This window comes from Paraburkholderia caballeronis (genome assembly GCF_900104845.1).
In the GTDB taxonomy this organism is placed as follows: Bacteria; Pseudomonadota; Gammaproteobacteria; order Burkholderiales; family Burkholderiaceae; genus Paraburkholderia; species Paraburkholderia caballeronis.
Window position 1 is genome coordinate 319,090 of the sequence record NZ_FNSR01000002.1, and the last position, 21,347, is coordinate 340,436.

Genomic DNA, 21,347 nt, shown 5'->3' on the forward strand with positions numbered 1-21,347 from the left:
GACGTCAGATCCCCCGCAGTTCGTCCACGAACAGCGCGGCGGCCAGCATGTCGGCGGCGCCGCCCGGACTCAGGTTGCGCTCGACGAACGCCCGATGGATGGCGGCCACGCGATGATGCCAATGCGGAGCGCGAACGCCGCCGGCCGCGAGGAACGCGCGGCTCGCCTGCTTCACGAAATCCATTCCGTCGCGTCCGCCGCGATGAAAGACGTTGGTGTCGTCGAGCACCTCCATCACCGCGAACAGCGTCTGCACGGCGGCGACCGAGCGCGGACAGCCGGCCCCGGTGTATCGCTGCAGCGTCGGCACGGCGACCTGGCACAGCACCCGATAGCCGCCGGCGGCTGCGTCGCGCGCGCCGGTTATGCCGTATCGGGCCGCCGCTTCTCTGCCGTGGCTCGGCGGCGCGGCCGCGGCGCTCGCGAGAATGTCGGCCCCGTACGCGCGGCCGACCGTATCGCAGATCGCCTGCGCATTCAGCGGGACGCCTCGCGCATGGAGTTTTCCCGCGGCGGCCGCGAGCAGGCCGAGATTGAAGATCGCGCCGCGATGCGTGTTCACGCCGCGCGTCGCGGCGAGCATCCGGCGCTCGGCCGCCACGCCGACTCCCTGCAACACCGCGAACGGCGCATCGTGCTGCCCGCAGCGGGCGATCTGCGCGAAGTAGTGGCGCAACGAGAACAGGCTGCGGACGAACGTCGATGCGTCCATGTCGCGATGACTGCCGCTGTCGATGCGCGTGACGAGCCCCGGCTTCGGCGCGATCATCACTTCGTCGTACAGCGCATGGATCGCCGCGCGCGCGACGTGGCGCGCGAACGCCCGACCCTGCTGCGCCGGATGCTTCTGCGGCTGCTCGGGCATCCGTATCTGCATCGACGCGCCGGGGTTCATCCGCGCGCTTCCTGTACGCGCCTCGCCACTTCGACCGCGAGGGTGCGCCCGCCGCGCTCGAAGCCGGCCGCGCTGCGCCGGTCGGCGGTCGAACGGTCGGCCAGCGCGTTGCGCAGCGCGGCGGCCAGATCGCCTTCCCATACGCCGTCGACAATGCCCAGCTTGACGAAGCTCGGCACGCCCGGCGCGAACACCGCCGAACTGGCGCACAACGCTTCGAGGCGGTCGAGCGGAATCTGCGTGATCCGGCTCATCGCCGGCAGGTTCATCACGTGAATGTGCGCCTCCGGCACCGCGTAGGTCCGGTCGGCGATCATGCCGGCCGCGAGGAAGCCGCCCGAAATCGCCTGATCGTAGACGAGGCTCAGCACCTGGTGGCCGCGCGTGCGCGCGACTTCGAGGCACTTCGTGAGATGCGCGAGATAACCGTTGTTCGCGAGCAGTTCGTCGCGACGCGACAGCCGCTGGCCGGCGTTATCGACAAGGAGAAGAATCGGCATGCCCGGCGACTCCTGCATCACGCGCAGCACGTGGCCGGCGAGCGCAAGCGCGGTCTCGACGCCGATCGGCGCATGCCCGACGGTGCCGATCAACGCGACGCGGCCGCTCGCGGTCGTCCCCGCAAGGGTTCCTTCTCCCGCCACCACATCGCCTTCCACCGTCGTGCGATGACCGTCGGGAAACAACTGGTCGAGACAATCGGCAAGATTCATCGCGCGCCTCCGCTCGTGGTTTCGCGCCGATGCGCGGTGGTGGCGAGAAATGCTTCCGTGTCGAGTTCGGTCAGCACCGACGGGTCGTCGACACCCAGGCCCGCCCAGATGTCGAGCGCGTCGCCGCACGCGCCGAATCTCTCGATCCGCTTGGCAAGGCGTGCATGTTCGGCCAGCACGAAATCGAGGTCGAGCGGCGCGGACCGGTCGAGCAGCCCGGCCGCCGCGTTGCGGAACGCGTCGAGGTCGTCATCGACCAGCTGGTCGATCTCGCCGAGCAGATAACGATGCTTGCCGCCCATCGTGCGCCACACGAGCGCGCGGTCCCTCGAATCGAATTCCTCCACGCCTTGCGCGGTCTCGATCACTTCGGGACCCGAAACAGATAGCCGCCCCGCTTCGCTCATCACGATCGTGTCGCAGCAACGCGCGACGATGCCCATGCCGCCGTAACAGCCGTTCCCGCCGCCGATCAGCACCATCACCTGCACGCCGGCATGCCGCGCGTCGAACACCGCGCGCTGGATCTCGGAGATGGCGACGAGGCCCGCATTCGCTTCATGCAGACGCACGCCGCCGGTTTCGAGCATCAGCACGACGGCGGCGGGTTTCTCCGCCACGGCGCGCTGAAGCAGGCCCGTGAGCTTCGCGCCGTGAATCTCGCCGACCGCGCCGCCCATGAAACGGCCTTCCTGCGCGGCCACGAACACGCGCTCTTCCGCAAGACGGCCCTCGCCGATCACGATGCCGTCGTCGAACGCAACCGGGACGTCGAGCGCGGCGAGGTGCGGGCTTGTCATCCGTTCGCGCGGATCGAGCCATTCGACGAAGGTGCCCGCGTCGCACAGCCCATGCGCGCGCTCGCGCGCGGTCGATTCGAGGTAGCTTTGCCGTAGCGGCGCGAGGCCGCTGACCAATCCTTCATCGCGCGTATTCATGGACGCCCCTCGTCGAGCGTCTGCGACGCCTGCGCAAGACGCAGGCTCACCACTGCGGGGGTCGCGCCGCTGTCGTTGACGGTGATGCGCGTGTCCGCGAGCGGCCGCGCCGCGACGAAGCGTTCCATGACCGCGCGCCACGTGGTCTCGAAGCCGTGCACCGACGTGTTGACATCGACCTCGCAACGCCCGTCGAGCGCCTGCCGTTCGACGAGGACTTCGAGGTCGCCGGACGCGACCACGCCCGCAATCGCATACACGCCGCGACTGCTGGACGCGAGGCCTTCGAATGAAAATCGAAGCTGCTCCATACCTGATGCTCCTGTGTATATCGACGCCCCGGAAGGCAACCAGCCCTACCAGTTCCGAAATCGCTTCGGCGGGTCGTAAAGTCCGCTGGACCAGCGCACGAGATCCTTGATCGAACGCGCCGCGAGCAGATCTCGCGTCGCGTGCAATGGATTGATGCCGATGTCTTCCGGCCGCCGTATCACGCCGCGCGCGCGCAAGGCCTCGACCATCCGCGCGTCGCGCGCGAGGCCGGCGGGCGTGAAGCCGCTCACGCCGCGAATCGCCTGCTCCCGTTCCTCGGCGCTGCGGCACAGCAGGAGGTTGGCGATGCCTTCCTCCGTCACGATGTGGGTCACGTCGTCGCCGTAGACCATCACGGGCGGCAGCGCCATGTCGAACTTCTGCATCAGGTCCCACGCGTCGAGCCGCTCGACGAACGTCGGCTGCATCTTTTCGCCGAACGTCTCCACCATCTGCACGACGAGCTTGCGTCCGCGCGGCATCGCGCCGGCATCGTTCGACGAGGCTTCGCGGCCCGCCTTCAGCCAGGCGTCGCTCGTATGACGCCGCGCGCGCGAATCGCAGCCGAAGTTCGGCGCGCCGCCGAAACCCGTCATGCGATTGCGGGTGGCCGTGGAGCTGTTGCCTTGCAGATCGATCTGCAGCGTCGAGCCGATGAAGAGATCGGAATAGTGACCGGCCAGCTGGCAGAACACGCGGTTCGAACGCAGGCTGCCGTCCGGACCGGTGAAGAAGATGTCCGGCCGCGCGGCGACGTACTCCTCCATGCCGAGTTCCGAGCCGGCGGAGTGAATCGACTGCACGAAACCCGACTCGATCGCGGGAATCAGCGTGGGGCACGGATTCACCGACATGTGCGTGCAGATCTTGCCGCGCAGCCCGAGGCTTTGTGCGTAGGTCGGCAGCAGCAGTTCGATCGCCGCGGTGTCGAAACCGATTCCATGGTTCAGCCGCGTGACGCCGTACTCGGCATAGATGCCCTTGATGACCATCATCGCCATCAGGATCTGGATCTCGGTGATCGCGGCCGGGTCGCGCGTGAAGATCGGCTCGATGTAATGCGGCTTCGGCGAACGCACGACGAAATTGACCCAGTCGGACGGCACGTCGACGCGCGGCACCTTGTCGACCAGTTCGTTCACCTGTGCGATCACGATGCCGTTCTTGAACGCGGTCGATTCCACCACCGCGGGCGTGTCCTCGGTATTCGGCCCGGTGTACAGATTGCCTTCGCGGTCGGCGCTCTGCGCCGCGATGAAGCTCACGCGCGGCGTCAGATCGCAGAAATAGCGGCCGTAAAGTTCGAGATACGTATGAATCGCGCCGATGCGCACCTTGCCCTCGGCGACGAGATTCGCGAGCCGCACGCCCTGCGGTCCGGAGTACGAAAAGTCGAGGTCGCGTGCGATGCCCTTGTCGAAGATATCGAGGTGCTGCGGCAGCGCGATGTTGGACTGCACGATGTGCAGGTCATGCACGCGTTGCGGATCGACCTTCGCGAGACAGGCGGACAGAAAATCCGCATGCTTCTGGTTGTTGCCCTCGATGCACAGACGATCGCCTGGTTCGAGCACCGCTTCGAGCAGCCTCACGACCGCGTCGGGTTCGACCTGCTTGCCCTGCGCGATCGCGCCGGCCCGTTCGAGCCGCGCGGCCTTGCTGACCGCGAGCCGGTTCCATTGCGCATCTACGTCCCGCTTCATAAGGTCTCCGTCAGAGCGTGGGCGAGTCGAGCCCCTGCCGGCCGCCCCTTATTGTCGTCAACTCATATGCGTCTGATATTTATCACGAACTAGTGTAGACAGGCGCGGATGGGATTCAAAACCGTGTTTACCCTGGGATGGCGAACCCGCGAGGTGCGCGTGGCAGCGGGAACGAGCGGCCGCTAGCCCGGCGCGGCGTTCTCGCGCTCAAGCGCCCGCTGTGCGAGTTCTTCGCCGAAGTCGATCAGACGGTCGCTCGCCGCGGCGGCCGCGGCGGCGTCGCCCGATGCGATCGCGCGCGCCAGCACCGCATGACGCGACGCGGACACGGCGAGCACCTGCGCATCGCGGGACCGCTGAAACCAGAAGCGCCGCGACGGCCCTTGCAGCAGCCGGATCGCATCGACGACGAATTCATTGCCGCAGACAGCGAGGCACAGTTCGTTGAAGACCTTGTCGGCATGGACGAAGCGCAGCGTATCAGAATTCGCGGCCGCTTCCTCGAAAGCGGCGGCCAGTTCGTGCAGCGTCGCACGCTGGGCGTCGCCGCATTCGCGGGCCGCAAGCTGAGCGAGCAGCCGCTCGACCTCGCGGCGCATGGCCAGCAGCCGTTTTTGCGTGAGCGCGTCGATCGTGCAGATGACGATGCCGCGCTTCGGACGAACTTCGAGCAGATTTTCGCGCGCGAGCCGCCGCACCGCCTCGCGCGTGGGCATGCGGCTCATGCCGATCAGGTCGCTGAGCTGCGCCTCGGTGACCGTCGCGCCCGGCGCGACCTGCTGCGTGACGATCGCCTCTTCGAGCAGCCGGTAGGCCTGCGTCGCGAGCGTATCGGGCTTGTCCCGATGCCCCGCGGCATCCGGACTGTCGGGCGCATGTCCAGCAGAGACGCGCATGATGGGGGGAACTACAGCGCGGTCAGGGTAGCCCGCGTAAACGCCTCGATATTGTCCAGTAGCGCATCGAGCGCCTTGCCGGCGCCGTCGATGTCGCCGTCCGCGATCGCCTGCGCGACCGCGCCGTGCAGCCGGGCCATCTCGGGCAGATCGGCCGCCTGCCGGTAGTGGTAATACCAGAAGCGCCGCGACAAACCGTGCATCAGCCGCATCGCGCCTTCCGCGAATTCGTTGCGCGACGCAATCAGGCACAGCTCGTTGAACTCGCGATCGAGCCGGACGAACGTGACGTCGTCGTTGGCCGCCGCCGCTTCCGCGAACTCGGCGGCCAACTGGCCGAACACCTCGCGCTCTTCCGGCGTTGCGCTGCGCGCCGCACTGCGGCACACGAGCCGTTCGACTTCGCGACGCGCACGCAACAGCTTCAACTGCTTCTTCACGTCGATTTCGGGCACCAGCAGCCCGCGTTGCGGAAGAATCACGATCAGATGCTCGCGCGCGAGCCGCTGGATCGCTTCGCGAATCGGCGTGCGGCCGATGCCGGTCATTTCGCTCAACGACAACTCGGAAACCGAAGTGCCGGGCGCGATCTGCAACGTGACGATCGCCTCTTCGATCTGCGCATAAGCCTGCTCCGTCAGGCTCTCCTTCTGCGGCGGCTTGAATTGTCCGGCGCGCGCCGGCGTGGACGCGCGAGCGCGCGACGACCTGGTCGCCGCGGTGGACTTGCGGGCAGCTCGTTCAGCGGACATGAAAACCTCGACGCGTATTCCACAGATATACACATTGTATAGGGCGACCTGACCGCGTGCCAGCTATCCGGGTATCCGCGCAACACCTGACGCGGCGGCTCGCTGCCGGACACGCGGTCATGACCGCCCACCGGTGGTCACCGGTTTTCAGATCGGCGTCATCACGCGTCGCTCGTCGACGGTCAGTTCCGGGCCATCGAGCGTCACGCGCGAATGATCGTTCCGGAAACGCTCGATGATCGGCTTCAGTTCTTCCTTCACGTGCCGCTCGCTGTAGCCGTTGAACAGCGTGCCGGGCAGGCTGCGGCGCAGGTCGGTCGTCCCCAGCACCCAGTCGGCGATCGGAAACGTGAGGTTCATGTTGTACTTCATCATGATCCCCATGTTGTGATGCGCGGTGTGGTGGCGCCGGATCGTGTTGACGAACGGCATGTTGCGCACGAACCAGTTGTCGTGGACGTGGCAACAATAGTGAAACGTCTCGTAGGTCAGATACATCGCGACCATCGTGATGAACACGATATAACCGGCATTGGCATTGAAGATCAGCGACGCGATATAACCCAGCAGCGTGCCGCCGACGCCGAGCGTCACGAGCACCCGCCACGGGAAGAACACGATGCGGAACTCGCGCGTCGAGTCGATGGTGGCTTCGTTGTCGGTGAAATACTGATGGTGCTGACGCGTATGGCGCTCGTAGATCGCGCGCAGCGCGTACACGTCGATGCGCCGGTGCATGACAAAACGGTGCATCGCCCACTCGACGAAATTGCCGGCGAGAAACACGGGTATCGCGAGCAGCCATTCCCAGCCCGCGTCATGCAACTGATGCACGCAATACCCGATCGCCGCCGCGCCGGCCACATACAACACCGCGACGTGCAGCAGCCCGTTGTAGAGCGGGCTGATGTCGGCCTTGTACTGCTCCCTGAACCTGCGTTGACGCTCGGTCATCATGGTCGTGTCCCCTATGGTAAGTCGCCGACAACGGCGATCTGACTAACATATTAGTTGAATATGTATTGTCGTCAAGCTGTCTCTGCGGCTTGCGGCCAGGGACTTTCACCGAGTTCGCCGTGCCATGCGCGGAGCACCGCGCGGCGATACGCGCCGGCCACGTCCGGCACCGGAAACGAACCGGCGAGGCGCGTGACGCCGAGCGCGTCGTGCGTCAGCGCGTCGAGCGCGTCTTCCGCAATGCCGAGTTCGCGCAGGTCGGACGGAATGCCGACGTCGCGGACCAGTTCGCGCAGCGTATGCGCGAGCGCGTGGATCGTCGCATCGGGGTCCGCCCCGCCAACACCGAACAGACCGGCGATTTCCAGCAGTTCGGCCCGCCGTGTCTGCGCGAGTTCGCCGAGCACGTAAGGCAGCATCACCGCATTGGTGGTGCCGTGCGAACGGTGCGTCAGCCCGGCCACCGCATACGCGATGCCGTGGACCGCGTTGAGGCCGGCGCTGCCATAGGACAGCGCCGCATAGATGCTCGCGTAGCACATGCCCGTGCGCGCCTCGACGTCGGCTCCGTTGTCGTAGGCCCGGCGCAGATAACGCACGCACAGCACGATGGCCTCCCGCGCGAACATCATCGTCAGCGACGAACGTCCGCTATAACCTGGATCAGGATGGCCGTCGCGCGCGAATTCCGCCGAATCCATCGTCAGATATGACTCGATCGCATGCGTAAGCGCATCGATGCCAGCGTCGGCGGTCACGTTCGGCGGACAGCTATAGGTCAGTTCCGGGTCGATCAGCGCGATCTGCGGTCGGAGCGCGTTGTCCATCACGGCGACCTTGGTCGCGTTCTCCGGATCGACGAGGATCGCGCCGGGTGTCGCTTCGGAGCCGGTGCCGGCCGTCGTCGGCAGCGCGATCAACGGCAGCGGCTGCGGCGCCACTGCGAGCGCGCCGACGAATTCGCGCACCGGACGGCCGTCGCGCAAGGTCAGGGCCAGCGCCTTCGCAAGATCGATGTTGCTGCCGCCGCCGAGCGCGACCACGTGATCGGGCTCGATCCCGCCGAGCCGCTCGCGGATGCGGCGGGTCGCGTCGTCGACGAGCGTCGTGCGCGGGTCCGGCTCGCCGCCGTCGAACACTTCATACGCGATGCCGTGTGCCGCCGCGGCCTGCACGAATTCGTTCACCCAGGGACTGTGCCCGGTGAAAAAACGGTCGGTCACCAGCACGCCGCGCCGGTAGCCGAGGCGGGCCACCAGTTCGGGCAACTGGCGTCGCGCGCCAGCCCCGATCACCAGCCGTCCGGGTGCGCAGAAATGAATCGTGTCGTGAATTCTCATGGTGTCTCCAGGATCGGCGCTTGTTCGACAAGGAAGGTCCGCATCGCTTCAGCGAGCGCGGCGGTATGTGCAGTGAGAATCGTGTGGCCGCCGCCCGCAATCTCGACCAGACGCGCGCGGGGCAGCCCGTCGGCCAGCCAGCGCGCGTGCTGAAACGGGCAATCGTCATCGTCGCTGCCGTGAACGATCAGCGTGGGGAGATCGATGGTTTCGAGCAGCGGCCGATGGTCAGCCGTCCGTATCGACTGCCAGGTCCACGCGACGGCCTGCCGGTCGGCGGCCTCGGACAGCTTCAGACGCACCTCGCGCGCGGCGATCTCGTCGTGCAACGCCCTTTCGTCGCGCGCGGAAAACCATTGGGTCATGCAGAGCGCCGGACTGCCCGATACCAGCACCAGCGCGCGCGGCAGCCGGCCGACCCGATGCGTCACGTAATCGAGCGCGACCGATACGCCGAGACTCCATCCGGCCAGCACGTAGGGGCCGTCGCCGATGTGCCGCGCGACCGTTTCCGCGACGTCGTCGGCATAACGCGCGAGCGTGTAGTCGTCGGCGCACGCGCCTCGCCACGCAGCGCCGCGTCCGCGCAGATTCGGCAACACGAAACGCGCGTCGTCGTGCAGTTCACGTGCGCCGGGCAACCATGCCGCGCGCGTGCCCTGGATGCCGTGCAGCGCGAGCACAGGCACCTCCCCGGCGCCGGTCTGGATGACGTCCATGGGGTCTCCCGGTTTGTATATTAGTGATGTATTAGATGAATATTCAATTCCGAAGTCAAGTGGAGACGGAGGCGGATCGGACGAAACGGAGAGGATCGGAGCGGCACCCGGATGGCGGCGGCCGCGCGACAACCATCGGCGCCGTGACTTCAAGGCCCGTTCGTTCAAGCCGGTCATCGCGACGTTGCCTGGCGGCGATCCGTACGGAGAGACAGGTTGAATCGACACTCGCAGGCGGGCGTTCGAAGTCCGCTCGCGGCGGCGTCTTTATAAAAGAATCAGCATTACATTTCTTTTAAATGAATTATTGCGAAAAAAACATCAATATCGATTCCGACGAAAAATCGACATAGTAAATATTGGTAATAAAAATCCGGATTCGCCGCTGGACAACCGCCGGCGGCAATCGCGCCTGCGCGGCCACGACGAAGGGACGCCCGGAAAACACCGTCACGCGGAGGCACCGCGACCTCTCACGGGATTACGCACGAACGAAATTTGGCTGGGATAGAGTTAGGCATCCGTGCGAATGCGTATTGGATCGCTCCAAAACTGTTTCCGATTGCTGTACATTCCCGCGTTGACCCGATTCAGGCGCCGCCAGCCGGGGCTCATCGGTCGCGCGGAAAAGATTGAAATGAATTTGAAACCTTGACGGCCAGGCCGACACCCCATCGGCCCGGCCGCTTGAGTCGTGCCTAAACCCCATTTGAACCGAGGCGTTGGCGGAATCGGACGCGCCGATAAAGCGCTTCCGTCCGTCAGCAATCCCGGAACAAGGATTATGTACCGCGTCTTTCAGCAAAACGCCTTTAGCCAGGACGGCATGGATCGTCCCCGGCGCCTTTCGCGAGCCGCGCCGCCGGTCAGGGCCGAAGTCCGCCCGCCGCTGACGCGCGACGCGATGCCCGGACGCCGTTCAGTTCAACCCCAAGTCCTGGATATTTCATGCTCGCGCTAGTACGTATCGCGCTTCGACGGCCCTATACGTTTGTCGTCCTCGCGATCCTCATCCTGATCATAGGACCGCTGTCCGCGCTCAAGACGCCGACCGACATCTTCCCGGACATCCGCATCCCCGTCATCAGCGTGGTGTGGCAATACACGGGCCTGCCGCCGGATCAGATGGTCGGACGCATCACGTCGCCGTTCGAACGCTCGCTGACCACCACCGTCAACGACATCCAGCACATGGAAGCGGAATCGGTGAACGGCTTCGCGGTCATCAAGATCTTCTTCCAGCCGGGCGTGAACGTCAGCAACGCGAACGCCCAGGTAACCGCGGTGTCGCAGACCCAGTTGCGCCAGTTGCCGCCGGGCACCACGCCGCCGCTGATCCTGAACTACAACGCGTCGACGGTGCCGATCATCCAGCTCGCGCTGTCAGGCAAGGGGCTGTCGGAACAGAACCTGGGCGACCTCGGGTTGAACCAGTTGCGTCCGGCGCTCGTCACCGTGGCCGGCGCGTCGATTCCGTATCCGTTCGGCGGCAAGTCGCGCCAGGTGCAGATCGACGTCAACCCGGCCGCGATGCAGGCGCGCGGCCTGTCCGCGCAGGACGTCGCGAACGCGCTCGCGAGCCAGAACCTGCTGACGCCGATCGGCACGGAAAAAATCGGCGATCACGAATACACGCTGCAACTGAACAACGCGCCGTCCGCGCTCAAGGCGCTCGGCGACCTGCCGATCAAGGCGGTCAACGGCACCACGGTTTATATCCACGACGTCGCCAACGTCCGCGACGGCAGCCCGCCGCAGACGAACATCGTCCACGTGGACGGCAAACGCTCCGTGCTGATGTCGGTGCTGAAGAACGGTTCGGTGTCGACGCTCGGCATCATCTCGGGCATCAAGCAGCACGTGATCGACGCAAAGGCGTCGCTGCCGGACGCATTGCAGATCGCGCCGATCGGCGACCAGTCGCTGTTCGTGCGCGCGGCGATCAGCGGCGTGGCGCGCGAAGGCGTGATCGCGGCCGCGCTGACCAGCCTGATGATCCTGCTGTTCCTCGGTAGCTGGCGCTCGACGCTGATTATCGCGACGTCGATTCCGCTCGCGATTCTCGGCTCTATCGCAGCGTTGTCCGCGCTCGGCGAGACCCTCAACATCATGACGCTCGGGGGGCTCGCGCTCGCGGTGGGGATTCTCGTCGACGACGCGACCGTCACCATCGAGAACATCAACTGGCACCTCGAACACGGCAAGCAGGTCGAGGAAGCGATTCTCGACGGCGCGGCGCAGATCGTCACGCCGGCGTTCGTCGCGCTGCTGTGCATCTGCATCGTGTTCGTGCCGATGTTCTTCCTCGACGGCGTGGCGCGCTTCCTGTTCGTGCCGATGGCCGAGGCCGTGATCTTCGCGATGATCTCGTCGTTCATCCTGTCGCGGACGCTCGTGCCAACCATGGCGAAGTACCTGCTGCATCCGCACAATCTGAACGAGGACGAGCACGAAAAGAAACGGCCCGGCCCGCTGGGACGCTTCCAGCAGGGCTTCGAACGCCGCTTCGAGAAGATTCGCGCGGGCTATCGCGGCCTGCTCGAACTGGCGCTGAATCATCGCGTGCCGTTCGTGAGCGGGTTCCTCGCGTTCGTGCTGCTGTCGTTCGCGCTGGTGCCGCTGCTCGGCCGCAACTTCTTCCCGGACGTGGACGCGGGCCAGATCCTGATGCACGTGCGCGCGCCGGTCGGCGTGCGGGTCGAGAAAACCGCGCAGATCTTCGCGAACGTGGAGAACTCGATTCGCCAGATCATCCCGCCCGACGAACTCGGCACGATGGTCGACAACATCGGCCTGCCGGTCAGCGGCATCAATCTCGCGTACAACAACACGGGCACCATCGGCTCGCAGGACGGCGACATCCAGATCGCGCTGAACGAAGGCCACCGCCCCACGGCCGACTACGTGCGGCAGATGCGCGAGCAGTTGCCGCGCCTCTATCCGGGCGTGACCTTCTCGTTCCCGCCGGCGGACATCATCAGCCAGATCCTGAACTTCGGCTCGCCGGCGCCGGTCGACCTACAGGTGCGCGGCAACAACCTGCCCGCGAACTTCGCGTATGCGACCCGCCTGCTGCGCGAGATCCGCCGGATTCCCGGCGTGGTCGACGCGCGCATCCAGCAGGCGCAGAACTCGCCGACGTTCAACGTCGACGTGGACCGGACCCGCGCGCAGTTACTCGGCATCAACGAGCGCGACGTGACCAACAGCCTCGTGGTGAACCTCGCCGGTTCGAGCCAGGTCGCGCCGACGTTCTGGCTGAACAGCGCGAACGGCGTGTCGTATCCGATCGTGATGCAGACGCCGCAATACAACCTCGATTCGCTCGCGTCGCTGCAAAACCTGCCGATCACGTCGAGCCAGCAGAGCAACGGGCAGATCCTCGGCGGCCTCGCGACCCTGCAACGCGTGAACACCAACGCGGTCGTCAGCCAGTACAACATCCAGCCGATGGTCGAGATCTTCGCGACCACCCAGGATCGCGATCTCGGCGCGGTCGCGGCCGACATCCAGCAGGTGGTGAAGAACAACGCCGCCACGCTGCCGAAGGGTTCGTCGATCGCGCTGCTGGGCCAGGTGCAGACCATGAACAGCGCGTTCGCCGGCATGCTGTTCGGGCTGCTCGGCGCGATCGTGCTCATCTATCTGATCGTCGTGGTCAACTTCCAGTCGTGGGCCGATCCGTTCGTGATCGTGATGGCGCTGCCGGCGGCGCTCGCCGGCATCATCTGGATGCTGTTCGCCACCCATACCACGCTGTCCGTGCCCGCGTTGACCGGGGCGATCATGTGCATGGGGGTGGCGACCGCCAACTCCATCCTCGTGGTCAGCTTCTGCCGCGAGCGCCTCGCCGTCCACGGCGATCCGTTCAAGGCCGCGCTCGAAGCCGGCTTCACCCGCTTCCGCCCGGTGCTGATGACCGCGCTGTCGATGATCATCGGCATGGCGCCGATGGCGCTCGCGCTCGGCGAAGGCGGCGAACAGAACGCACCGCTTGGCCGCGCCGTGATCGGCGGCCTGCTTTTCGCCACCACCGCGTCACTGCTTCTCGTACCGGTGATCTTCTGCATTGTTCACTCGCGCCCTGGCCGCGCGGCTGCCCCGAGACCTGCTACGGAAGGACCCGCTCATGTCGTCTGAACCTGTTGTCACCACCCGGCCGGTGCCGCGCCGCCGACTCGTCGTCAGCGGCGTGGTCGGGATCGCCGTCGTCGTCGGCGTAGTCGTCGCGGGCGTGGCGCTGCGCGCCGTCGATGCCCGCAATCTCAAGACGTGGACCAATGCGCAGGCGATCCCGACGGTCGTCGTGATCCATCCGGCGAGCGCGCCGAGCGGGCCGACGCTCGACCTGCCGTCGCGGCTCGAAGCGTATTCGCGCGCGCCGATTTTCGCGCGCGTGAGCGGCTACCTGAAGTCGTGGAACGTCGATATCGGCGCGCCCGTGAAGGCCGGGCAACTGCTCGCCGTGATCGAATCGCCGGAACTCGACCAGCAACTGATCCAGGCGCGCGCGGACCTCGCCAGCGCGCAGGCCAACGCCGCGCTCGCCGGCACCACCGCGAAACGCTGGCAGGCGCTGCTCGGCACCGATTCGGTCGCGCAGCAGGAAGTCGACGAACGCACCGGCGACTACACCGCGAAAAAAGCGGCCGTCGCGGCCGCGCAGGCCAACGTCGACCGGCTGCTCGCGACCAAGGGCTTCGAGCGCATCGTCGCGCCGTTCGACGGCGTAGTGACCGCGCGCGACACCGACGTCGGCGCGCTCATCAACGCGGGCAGCGGCGGCGCCGGACAGGAACTGTTCGTCGTCTCCGACGTGAAACGGCTGCGCGTGTACGTGCAGGTGCCGCAGAGCTACGCGCCCGACGTGCGCAGCGGCACCACCGCCACGCTGACCGTGCCGGAATATCCGGGCCAGCGGTTCACCGCGCGCGTGGTCGCGTCGGCGGATTCGGTCAATGCGGCGTCGGGCACGACGCTGGTTCAACTGCTGGTCGACAACAGCGACGGCAAGCTGCTGCCGGGCGGTTTCGCGAGCCTCCAGTTCAAGCTGCCGGTGCAGCCGAACTCGGTGCGGATTCCGGCCAGCGCGCTCGTGTTCGACGCGCATGGCCTGCGGGTCGCGACGCTCGGCGCGAACAGCCAGGTCGTGTTCAAGACGGTGACGATCAATCGCGATTTCGGCGACTCGGTCGAGATCGGCGCCGGCCTCACCGCGACGGACCGCGTGATCGACACGCCGCCGGACGGGCTGGTCGATGGAGATCGCGTGCAGCTCGGCAGCACCCCGACCGGGGGGGCCGCGCATGGCTAGCATGAGCAGGATCGCGGCAGCAAGGGGGCCGGCGCTGCTGGCCGGCGTCCTCGCGCTCGCGGGATGTTCGCTCGCGCCGGACTACCACGTGCCGCCGACGCCGGTCGCCGCGCAGTACCAGACGATCGGCCCGTGGGTCAACGCGCAGCCCGCGGACCAGTTGAGCCGCACCGACTGGTGGAAGATCTACAACGATCCGCGGCTCGACGATCTCGAACAGCGGCTGCTCGCGAACAACACCGACCTTGCCGCGGCCTACGCGCATTACCGGCAGGCCAGGGCGTTCGTCGATCAGGTGTCGTCGAATCTGTTCCCGCATGTCAGCGCGAGCGCGATTCCGCAGCGCGACCGCCAGTCCGACACGCGGCCGCTGCGCGCCGGCGGCCCCGACTACTACAACTCGGCCACGCTCGGCGGCGAGGTCGATTACGACCTCGATCTGTGGGGACGCGTGCGCGATTCCGTGGCGGCGGGCAAGGACGAGGCGCAGGCCACCCAGGCCGATCTCGCGTCCGTGCAACTGAGTTTGCAGGTCCAGCTTGCCGACAGTTATATCCGCCTGCGCGGACTCGACCAGCAGACGCAGTTGCTGACCGACACCGTCGCGGCATACGCACGCGCGCTGGAACTCACGCAAACGCTGCATGGCGGCGGAATCGTATCGGGGCTCGACGTCTCGCGCGCGAAGACCCAGTTGTCGGCGACGAAATCGCAGTTGTCGCAGAACCTCGCGCAGCGCGCGCTGATCGAACACGCGATCGCCGAACTGATCGGCACGTCCGCCTCTGAATTCAGCCTGCCGCCGCAGACCGCGTCGCTCGCGCTGCCGGTCATTCCGGTCGGCGTGCCGTCCACGTTGTTGCAGCGGCGGCCGGACATCGCGGCCGCCGAGCGGCGCGTCGCGGAGGCCAATGCGAAGATCGGCGTGGCGCGCGCCGCGTATTTCCCGTCGATCACGCTGAGCCTGCAAGGCGGCTTCCAGAGTTCCGTGTATGCCGGCCTCGTCAGCGCGCCGAACATCTTCTGGGCGGTCGGTCCGCAACTCGTGCAATACGTGTTCGACGGCGGCTTGCGCCGCGCGCAGCTCGACTCCGCGAAGGCGGCAACCGACGAAGCGGGCGCGCGTTATCGCGGCGTCGTGCTGTCGGCGTTCCAGCAGATCGAGGACAATCTTTCGCTGCTGCAAGACCTCGGCACCGCGCTCGACCAGCAGCGCGACGCCGTCGATTCGGCGCAGCACGCGCTCGATCTGGCGTTGAACCGCTACCGGGAAGGGGCCGTCGGTTATCTCGACGTCGTGCAGGCGCAGACCGCGGCGCTCGACGCGCAACGCGGCGTGCTCGATCTCCAGACCCGCTTGCTGAGCGCGAACGTGCAACTGGTGAAGGCGCTCGGCGGCGGGTGGTCGAGCGAGGAGCTGGCGGTGGCGGCGCGCGCGCCGGCGCTGGTTGCGGCGGCTGGCGGGTCGAAGGGGTGAGCGTGGGGGCCGGCGCTTCGCGGCGGGATCGGTAGCCAGCCCGGGCAGAGCGTCGTGCCTCGATACGGTCGAACGCCGGGCTTGGCCCGATGGATCGCGGCGGGAGGTGGGTAACGATGGGCGCTACGTGGAGGCGCTCGTTGTAAAACCCTCCCCCCACGAGCCTGTCTGCACTTTTTGTGGACGAGGCGGGGGACCGAATCATTGCCCGCCCGCGAGGTTTGACTCCGACCTTGACGGATCGCGACCACAGTTCCGGGCGATACGCGTCGATAAGCCGGGCAGCATCAGAGTCGGCCGCTCACGTGGCAGGAAGAATTACGCGACCGTGCCGCGACGCCGTCAGGAACAACACCAACTCACTGCTGCCCCTCGGTCAGGACAGACAACCTCGTAATCCCCGCGTGCCCGACCGCGGCCATCACCTTCGCGACGGTCCCGTACGGCACGCCTTCGTCCGCCTGCAGATTGACGGACGCATCGGCATTAGCCGCCTTCAACGCGGCCATCTCGACGCCGATCTGCCCGATGTCGGTCGGCCGCTTGTCGATATAAAGATGCCCGCCGGCATCCACGCTGACCGTCACGGTTTTTTTCTGGTCGGCCGCGCCGGTGGCGACCGTCTTCGGCAGGTTCACGTGCATCGCGTTGGTGAGCAGCGGCGCGGTGACGATGAACGCGACGAGCAGCACGAGCATCACGTCGACGAGCGGCGTGATGTTGATCTCGCCAAGCACGTCATCGTTGTCGGAAGAGGACTGGAAAGCCATTATGCGACCGCCTCCTGCCTGACCGTATCGAGGACCGGGGCCGCCCGCTGACCCGCGGCGCGCGCGCGGAAACCGGCCTTCTGCGCGAGCGTGACGAAATCCGTCGCGAACGCATCGAGGTCCGCGGCCGCGCCTTTCACGCGGCGAACGAAAAAATTGTATGCGAGCACGGCCGGCACGGCGACCGCGATGCCGATGCCGGTCGCGACCAGCGCCTCGCCGATCGGACCCGCCACCACGTCGATGCTCGCCGACGCCGCGTGCGAAATCGCGCTCAGCGCATGGATGATGCCGAACACCGTGCCGAACAGCCCGACGAACGGCGCGGTGCTGCCGATCGACGCGAGCACGGCCAGCCCCGCTTCCGCGCGGCGGCGCTCGTTCTGGATCTGCTGGCGCAGATGGCGTTCGAGCAGATCGTGGCGGCTCCAGCTGTGCTCCAGATCGTCCGCGCCGCTTTCGTCGGCGCCGTCCAGCGCGTTGAAGCCGGCGGCGGCGACCCGGCCGACCGGGCTATCGGACGCGTCGAGCCCCGCGGCCGCCTGGAAGCTGCGCGCCTGCCAGAACTGCCGGCCGAAGCGCCGGCCGCGCACGGCGGCGCGATAACCCTGCACGGCCTTGACGACGATGAGCGTCCACGTGATCACGGAAAAGATGCCGAGCAGCCATAACGCGGCCGGCACGATGAAGTTGGTGGACAAGCTGTTCATGATGGACTTCTCTCCTGGTTGCCAATCGGTTGATTCATGGGGCGGGCGCCGCGAGGTCACGAGTCGAGCCGGAAATCGATCGGCACGGTGACCCAGCCGTCGGTCGGTTCGTCGCCCCGCTTCGCCGGCACGAACGTCCAGCGCCGCACCGCTTCCTGCGCGGCGTCGTCCAGCAGACGCCGGCCGCTGCCTGTCTGGATCGCGACCGAGTCCGGCTGCCCGCTCGCCAGTACGTGCACGCGCAACAGCACGCGCCCTTGCCAGCCGCGTTCCTGCGCGATCTGCGGATAGTCCGGCGCCGGGTTGTGCAGATACGCGGCGTCGCCGATCGGCGCGGTCTCGCGCGGCGGGGCCGCCGGCGCGCGCGGCGGCGGCTTGCCGGTATCGGCGGGAGCGGGAGCGGGAGCGAGCGCGACCGCGTCGTGCGGCGCGGCGGGCGGCGGCGCGGCCGGCTGCGCCGCGGGCGCCTGGTGGGCGGGGACGCGCGCCGGTCGCGGCTGGGCGGCCTTCGGCCGTGGCGGCGTCGGCGGTGCGGGAACCGGCGGCGACGGCGTGGCCTGCGCCGCCTGGGGCAACGGCGCGGGCGCCTGGGTCAACTCGACCGTCATCGGCAGCGGCACCGGCCGCTGTACCGCCGCGCGCGAACGGTATTCGTGCGCGAGCCAGATGAAACCCACATGCAGCGCAAGCACCGCCGTAGCCGTCAACGCGACGCTGACGCGAGCCCGCCGCGAGCCGCCCGACGACGACAACGCACTCGCTCGCGCTACGCCGTCGCGCGGCGCGACCGTGTCGGGCGACGGTCTTCGACGTCCCGTCACACCGGACGCCGCCCGCCGCTGCATCTGTATCGCCAGCCGATTTGTCATTGCCGCGCTCACTGTTGCTCCTGTACACCCATTTCAGCGCGATGCCGATCCGCCGAATTTGTCATTGCCGTTCCTGCCTGCTGATTCGCGCTATATCGAACATCGAATGTAGCCAGGCCCGCGCACGGGCCAAACCATGCATTTATGCTTTCTACATTCCCGCTTCGGCGCCTTCACGGCGAAGCCGCCGGCTCCACTTCGAGACGCAGCGCGTCGTACATCACCTGCCCCGGCGTCGTGTCCGCCGGCGCGCCCGCGTCGGCGCTCACGGCGGTGAAGCGCGCGAACGGCGCCGCATCCGCGTGATACAGGCTGATCGCGTTGCTGCCCGCCTTCAGCAGCGCCGCGTCGAATGTGATGGCGCGCACGTTGTACTGCGAATCCTGCGCGCCGCCGCGATAACCGGCCGTGCCGGTCTTCGGCAGATGGATCGCCGCGACTTCCGTGCCGTTCACCTTCACGCGCAGGTCGGTCAGCTTGCGGCCGCGCGCGGGCTGGGACGATGCGAAGCCAATCGTCAACGTCGCGGTGCCCGAGCGCGGATGCGGCACGTCGAAGCGGATCCGCCATTCCGGATGCTCGTTGTAGAGCGTCCACTGCGCATAGTTCCAGTCGCGCGCGGGCCGGCTTTCGCCGATCACGTAATCGACGTCGTGCGGAAACTGCTGCGCGTAACGCCTGAACATCTGGAAATTGCGGGCGTCGCCGCCGCTGCGGAATTCGGCCGCCGAGCGGTCGAACCGGCCGATCTGCCACAACCGCTCGCCGTGCGCCTCGTCGGGCCACGCGATCGTGCCGAGATCGACGCGGCCGTCCGCCAGCACTTTCACGCGCCGCACGACGAGATCCTGCGGCTGGTCCGCGCCGCTCACGTAGAGGTCATACGTACCCGGGATCACGTGTTTCAGGTCGAAGCGGCCGTCCGGGCCAAGCGTGCTCCAGAACGCGTAACCCTTGTTCTGCGCGCTCCACGGCACGTCGGGGTCCGACAGGATCGCCCATGCGTTCGTTGCCGGCGCGCCGCCCGCGAGCGTCACCGCACCGCTCACCTCGCCGCGCGTCTTCTGGTACGCGGGCTCGTCGACCCACGCATACGGCCAGTTCGCGGCCTCGTTCTCATGCTGGCGCGCCGCGTCCTGCCACAACGCGGCCGGCCCTTCGCCGCGATTCAGATAAACGAAGAACGGGCCATACACCTTGCGCCACTCCTCGCCGTCTTTCAGCACGACCGGCGACGCGCCGAAGTGCACCGATTGCAGCACCCGCAGCAGCACGTTGTCGTGCAGCGTCTGCCCCTGCTTGACGGGTCCGCCGTTGTGATACTCCGGACTCGCCTCGATCATCCACAGGCCGCGATGCGGGCCGACGTAGCCGTACACGGGCACCTGCGACCAGTACACCGAGTTCATGTATTTGGTCTTGATGGTGCCGTCGCTCAACTGGAACGTCGCGTCGCTCAACTGCTTCACGATCTCACCCTGCGGAATCGGCACGAACTTGCCGCCGCCGATCGCCCACTGGTCGAACGTGCCGTCCATCACCGTCTTCACGACGAAGCGGTTCTGATAGAACGTCGCGGCCGGCTGATCGCTGCCGTGATGCACGACCGCATACGCGTAAAAGCCGCTTTTTCCTTTCGTCACCACGTAGTGAAAATCGACGTCGAACGGAAACAGCGGCGTGGGCTTCGACCTGACCGACACTTCGGCGCGATCCGACGTCCGGCTCACGATCCGGATGTCGGCCTCGCCGTCGCGAATGCGGAAGTAGCCTTTCCTGTCCTCCTTCAGCCCCGGCGGCACGACCGCGACGTCGGCGTTCGCGTCCCAGTACATCGCCTTCTCGGGATCGTTCTCGAAGTCGTCGCCGTGCGCCTCGTAGGCGGCATGCTGATCGGTCACGCCGAGGTCGTGCCAGCCGCCGGCGTCATGCTGGCGAATCGACGCGAGATAACCGTCGCTACGTTCGACGCGGATCTGCACGAGGCCGTTTTCCAGCGTCAGGTAAGCGGCGTCTTGCGTGAGCGTCACCGGCGCGGGGTTCGCGTCGTCGGCATACGCCGGCGCGGCGGCGGCCGCGCACAGCGCGAGCGCCGGCAGCAGCGCGCGAGAGCGGCGAAGAGCGGCGCGGGAAGGTGGGTTGATCATCGGAAAAAAACGTCGTCGGAAAACGGCGCGGCCCGTCACGGCAGCGCGCGAATGGAAAAGTCGGAGATGGTTTGCCGCGAAGCCGTCGAGCGGAAACCGAAATAGCCGTCCGTGCGCAACGGTCCCGCCGCCGCGAAACACGGCCGGCCGTCGAGATAGAACCGCGTGCCGCCGCCGTCGACGACGATCCGTATCCGGTACGAACGGTTGCCTTCGAGCAGCCACGGGCGGCTCGTGTATTCCGCCAGCAGCGGCCGGGTGGCCGAGCCGTCGTAATGCCGGAAACGCGTGGTCGTGTTGCCGTTGCCGCCGACGCCCGCGTAAAAGAGATCGAGCGAGTCGTAATCGGAGAACTTGCCCGAACGGCCGAACGGCGTGGCAGCGGGATCACCGGACGCGGCGTTCGCGAGCCAGAACTGGTTCAGGTCGGACACCCGGTCGTGCGGACCGCCACGGTCCACGACGGTGCGCGTGTAGTCGATCTCGTAGTGGCCGGCGAGGCGACGATTCAGCCAGACGGTCAGCCCGCCCGCGCTGTCGAGCACGAGTCGATGGCCGTGGGTATAGACCGGCGGAGCCGGTGTGCCGCCGCGCGCCGGCTCCGCCTCGACGATCCACGCGCGGGTGTCGAGCGTCGCGAAGTCGTCGCGAAACAATACGCGCGGCGCGGCGGCATTCGCCTGCGCGGCGACCGCCAGCAGCGCCAGCGTCGTCATCATCAACAGGCCGATCCGATTCGTTCGCACGTTGCGTCTTCTCTCTCGTTGCAGGAAACCCGGCCGCCCGCATCGCACGAGCGGCATCTGTTTCCTATGTGCAACGAGGGGAAAAAAGC

General features: G+C 66.9%; 18 protein-coding genes. 3 read left to right on the forward strand and 15 right to left on the reverse strand.

The features are described from left to right. Positions 1-4: 4 nt before the first annotated feature. From mdcB to BLV92_RS17940, 10 genes are all read right to left on the reverse strand, one after another. Positions 5-895, reverse strand: coding sequence for a triphosphoribosyl-dephospho-CoA synthase MdcB (mdcB, locus tag BLV92_RS17895; protein WP_244283842.1), 891 nt, complete (start codon positions 893-895; stop codon positions 5-7). After that, positions 892-1,608 (reverse strand): biotin-independent malonate decarboxylase subunit gamma, encoded by a 717-nt coding sequence (locus BLV92_RS17900; RefSeq protein WP_090547539.1) that lies wholly within the window; start codon positions 1,606-1,608, stop codon positions 892-894. Before BLV92_RS17900 ends, mdcB begins: the two co-directional genes overlap by 4 nt. Continuing rightward, a complete protein-coding gene (locus BLV92_RS17905; RefSeq protein WP_090547541.1) occupies positions 1,605-2,546 on the reverse strand; it encodes a biotin-independent malonate decarboxylase subunit beta in 942 nt (313 codons plus the stop codon). Before BLV92_RS17905 ends, BLV92_RS17900 begins: the two co-directional genes overlap by 4 nt. Continuing rightward, complete coding sequence (gene mdcC, locus BLV92_RS17910; RefSeq protein WP_090547542.1) at positions 2,543-2,857, reverse strand: malonate decarboxylase acyl carrier protein; 315 nt, start codon at positions 2,855-2,857, stop codon at positions 2,543-2,545. The genes BLV92_RS17905 and mdcC overlap by 4 nt, the downstream gene beginning before the upstream one ends. Before the next feature lie 45 nt (positions 2,858-2,902). Beyond that, positions 2,903-4,561, reverse strand: coding sequence for a malonate decarboxylase subunit alpha (mdcA, locus tag BLV92_RS17915; protein WP_090547543.1), 1,659 nt, complete (start codon positions 4,559-4,561; stop codon positions 2,903-2,905). A 182-nt stretch (positions 4,562-4,743) separates the two neighbouring features. Beyond that, positions 4,744-5,457, reverse strand: coding sequence for a GntR family transcriptional regulator (locus BLV92_RS17920; protein ID WP_090547545.1), 714 nt, complete (start codon positions 5,455-5,457; stop codon positions 4,744-4,746). Positions 5,458-5,468: 11 nt separating this feature from the next. Then, positions 5,469-6,209, reverse strand: a complete 741-nt coding sequence (locus tag BLV92_RS17925) for a GntR family transcriptional regulator (protein WP_090547546.1) — start codon at positions 6,207-6,209, stop codon at positions 5,469-5,471. A gap of 147 nt (positions 6,210-6,356) precedes the next feature. After that, positions 6,357-7,166: a sterol desaturase family protein gene (locus BLV92_RS17930; protein WP_090547547.1), complete on the reverse strand. Its 810-nt coding sequence runs from the start codon at positions 7,164-7,166 to the stop codon at positions 6,357-6,359. A gap of 71 nt (positions 7,167-7,237) precedes the next feature. Then, positions 7,238-8,506 carry an iron-containing alcohol dehydrogenase gene (locus BLV92_RS17935; protein ID WP_090547548.1) on the reverse strand — a complete coding sequence of 423 codons (1,269 nt, stop codon included), beginning with the start codon at positions 8,504-8,506 and terminating at the stop codon, positions 7,238-7,240. Continuing rightward, positions 8,503-9,402 carry an alpha/beta fold hydrolase gene (locus tag BLV92_RS17940; protein ID WP_244283843.1) on the reverse strand — a complete coding sequence of 300 codons (900 nt, stop codon included), beginning with the start codon at positions 9,400-9,402 and terminating at the stop codon, positions 8,503-8,505. The genes BLV92_RS17935 and BLV92_RS17940 overlap by 4 nt, the downstream gene beginning before the upstream one ends. Before the next feature lie 771 nt (positions 9,403-10,173). On the opposite strand from BLV92_RS17940, the gene BLV92_RS17945 reads away from it, so the two are divergent. The 3 genes from BLV92_RS17945 to BLV92_RS17955 are packed head-to-tail and all read left to right on the forward strand — an operon-like array spanning position 10,174 to position 16,016. Further along, entirely contained in the window at positions 10,174-13,365 is a 3,192-nt protein-coding gene (locus BLV92_RS17945; RefSeq protein ID WP_090547551.1) for an efflux RND transporter permease subunit, read from the forward strand. Further along, on the forward strand, positions 13,355-14,539 hold the full coding sequence (locus BLV92_RS17950; protein WP_090547552.1) for an efflux RND transporter periplasmic adaptor subunit: 1,185 nt from the start codon (positions 13,355-13,357) through the stop codon (positions 14,537-14,539). The genes BLV92_RS17945 and BLV92_RS17950 overlap by 11 nt, the downstream gene beginning before the upstream one ends. Beyond that, positions 14,532-16,016, forward strand: a complete 1,485-nt coding sequence (locus tag BLV92_RS17955; protein WP_090547553.1) for an efflux transporter outer membrane subunit — start codon at positions 14,532-14,534, stop codon at positions 16,014-16,016. The genes BLV92_RS17950 and BLV92_RS17955 overlap by 8 nt, the downstream gene beginning before the upstream one ends. Positions 16,017-16,375: 359 nt before the next feature. Here the strand turns inward: BLV92_RS17955 and BLV92_RS17960 are convergent, their stop codons facing one another. The 5 genes from BLV92_RS17960 to BLV92_RS17980 all read right to left on the reverse strand — a co-directional run bounded on the left by BLV92_RS17960 (position 16,376) and on the right by BLV92_RS17980 (position 21,258). Beyond that, complete coding sequence (locus tag BLV92_RS17960) at positions 16,376-16,786, reverse strand: ExbD/TolR family protein (protein ID WP_090547554.1); 411 nt, start codon at positions 16,784-16,786, stop codon at positions 16,376-16,378. Continuing rightward, positions 16,786-17,496: a MotA/TolQ/ExbB proton channel family protein gene (locus BLV92_RS17965; protein ID WP_090547555.1), complete on the reverse strand. Its 711-nt coding sequence runs from the start codon at positions 17,494-17,496 to the stop codon at positions 16,786-16,788. The genes BLV92_RS17960 and BLV92_RS17965 overlap by 1 nt, the downstream gene beginning before the upstream one ends. Positions 17,497-17,552: 56 nt before the next feature. Beyond that, positions 17,553-18,317, reverse strand: coding sequence for an energy transducer TonB (locus tag BLV92_RS17970; RefSeq protein ID WP_244283844.1), 765 nt, complete (start codon positions 18,315-18,317; stop codon positions 17,553-17,555). 221 nt (positions 18,318-18,538) lie between these two features. Continuing rightward, positions 18,539-20,512 (reverse strand): polysaccharide lyase family protein, encoded by a 1,974-nt coding sequence (locus tag BLV92_RS17975; RefSeq protein ID WP_090547558.1) that lies wholly within the window; start codon positions 20,510-20,512, stop codon positions 18,539-18,541. 35 nt (positions 20,513-20,547) lie between these two features. Next, the gene (locus tag BLV92_RS17980) at positions 20,548-21,258 is read right to left on the reverse strand and encodes a DUF6250 domain-containing protein (protein ID WP_090729966.1); all 711 of its coding nucleotides are present in this window, start codon (positions 21,256-21,258) and stop codon (positions 20,548-20,550) included. Positions 21,259-21,347: the final 89 nt, after the last annotated feature.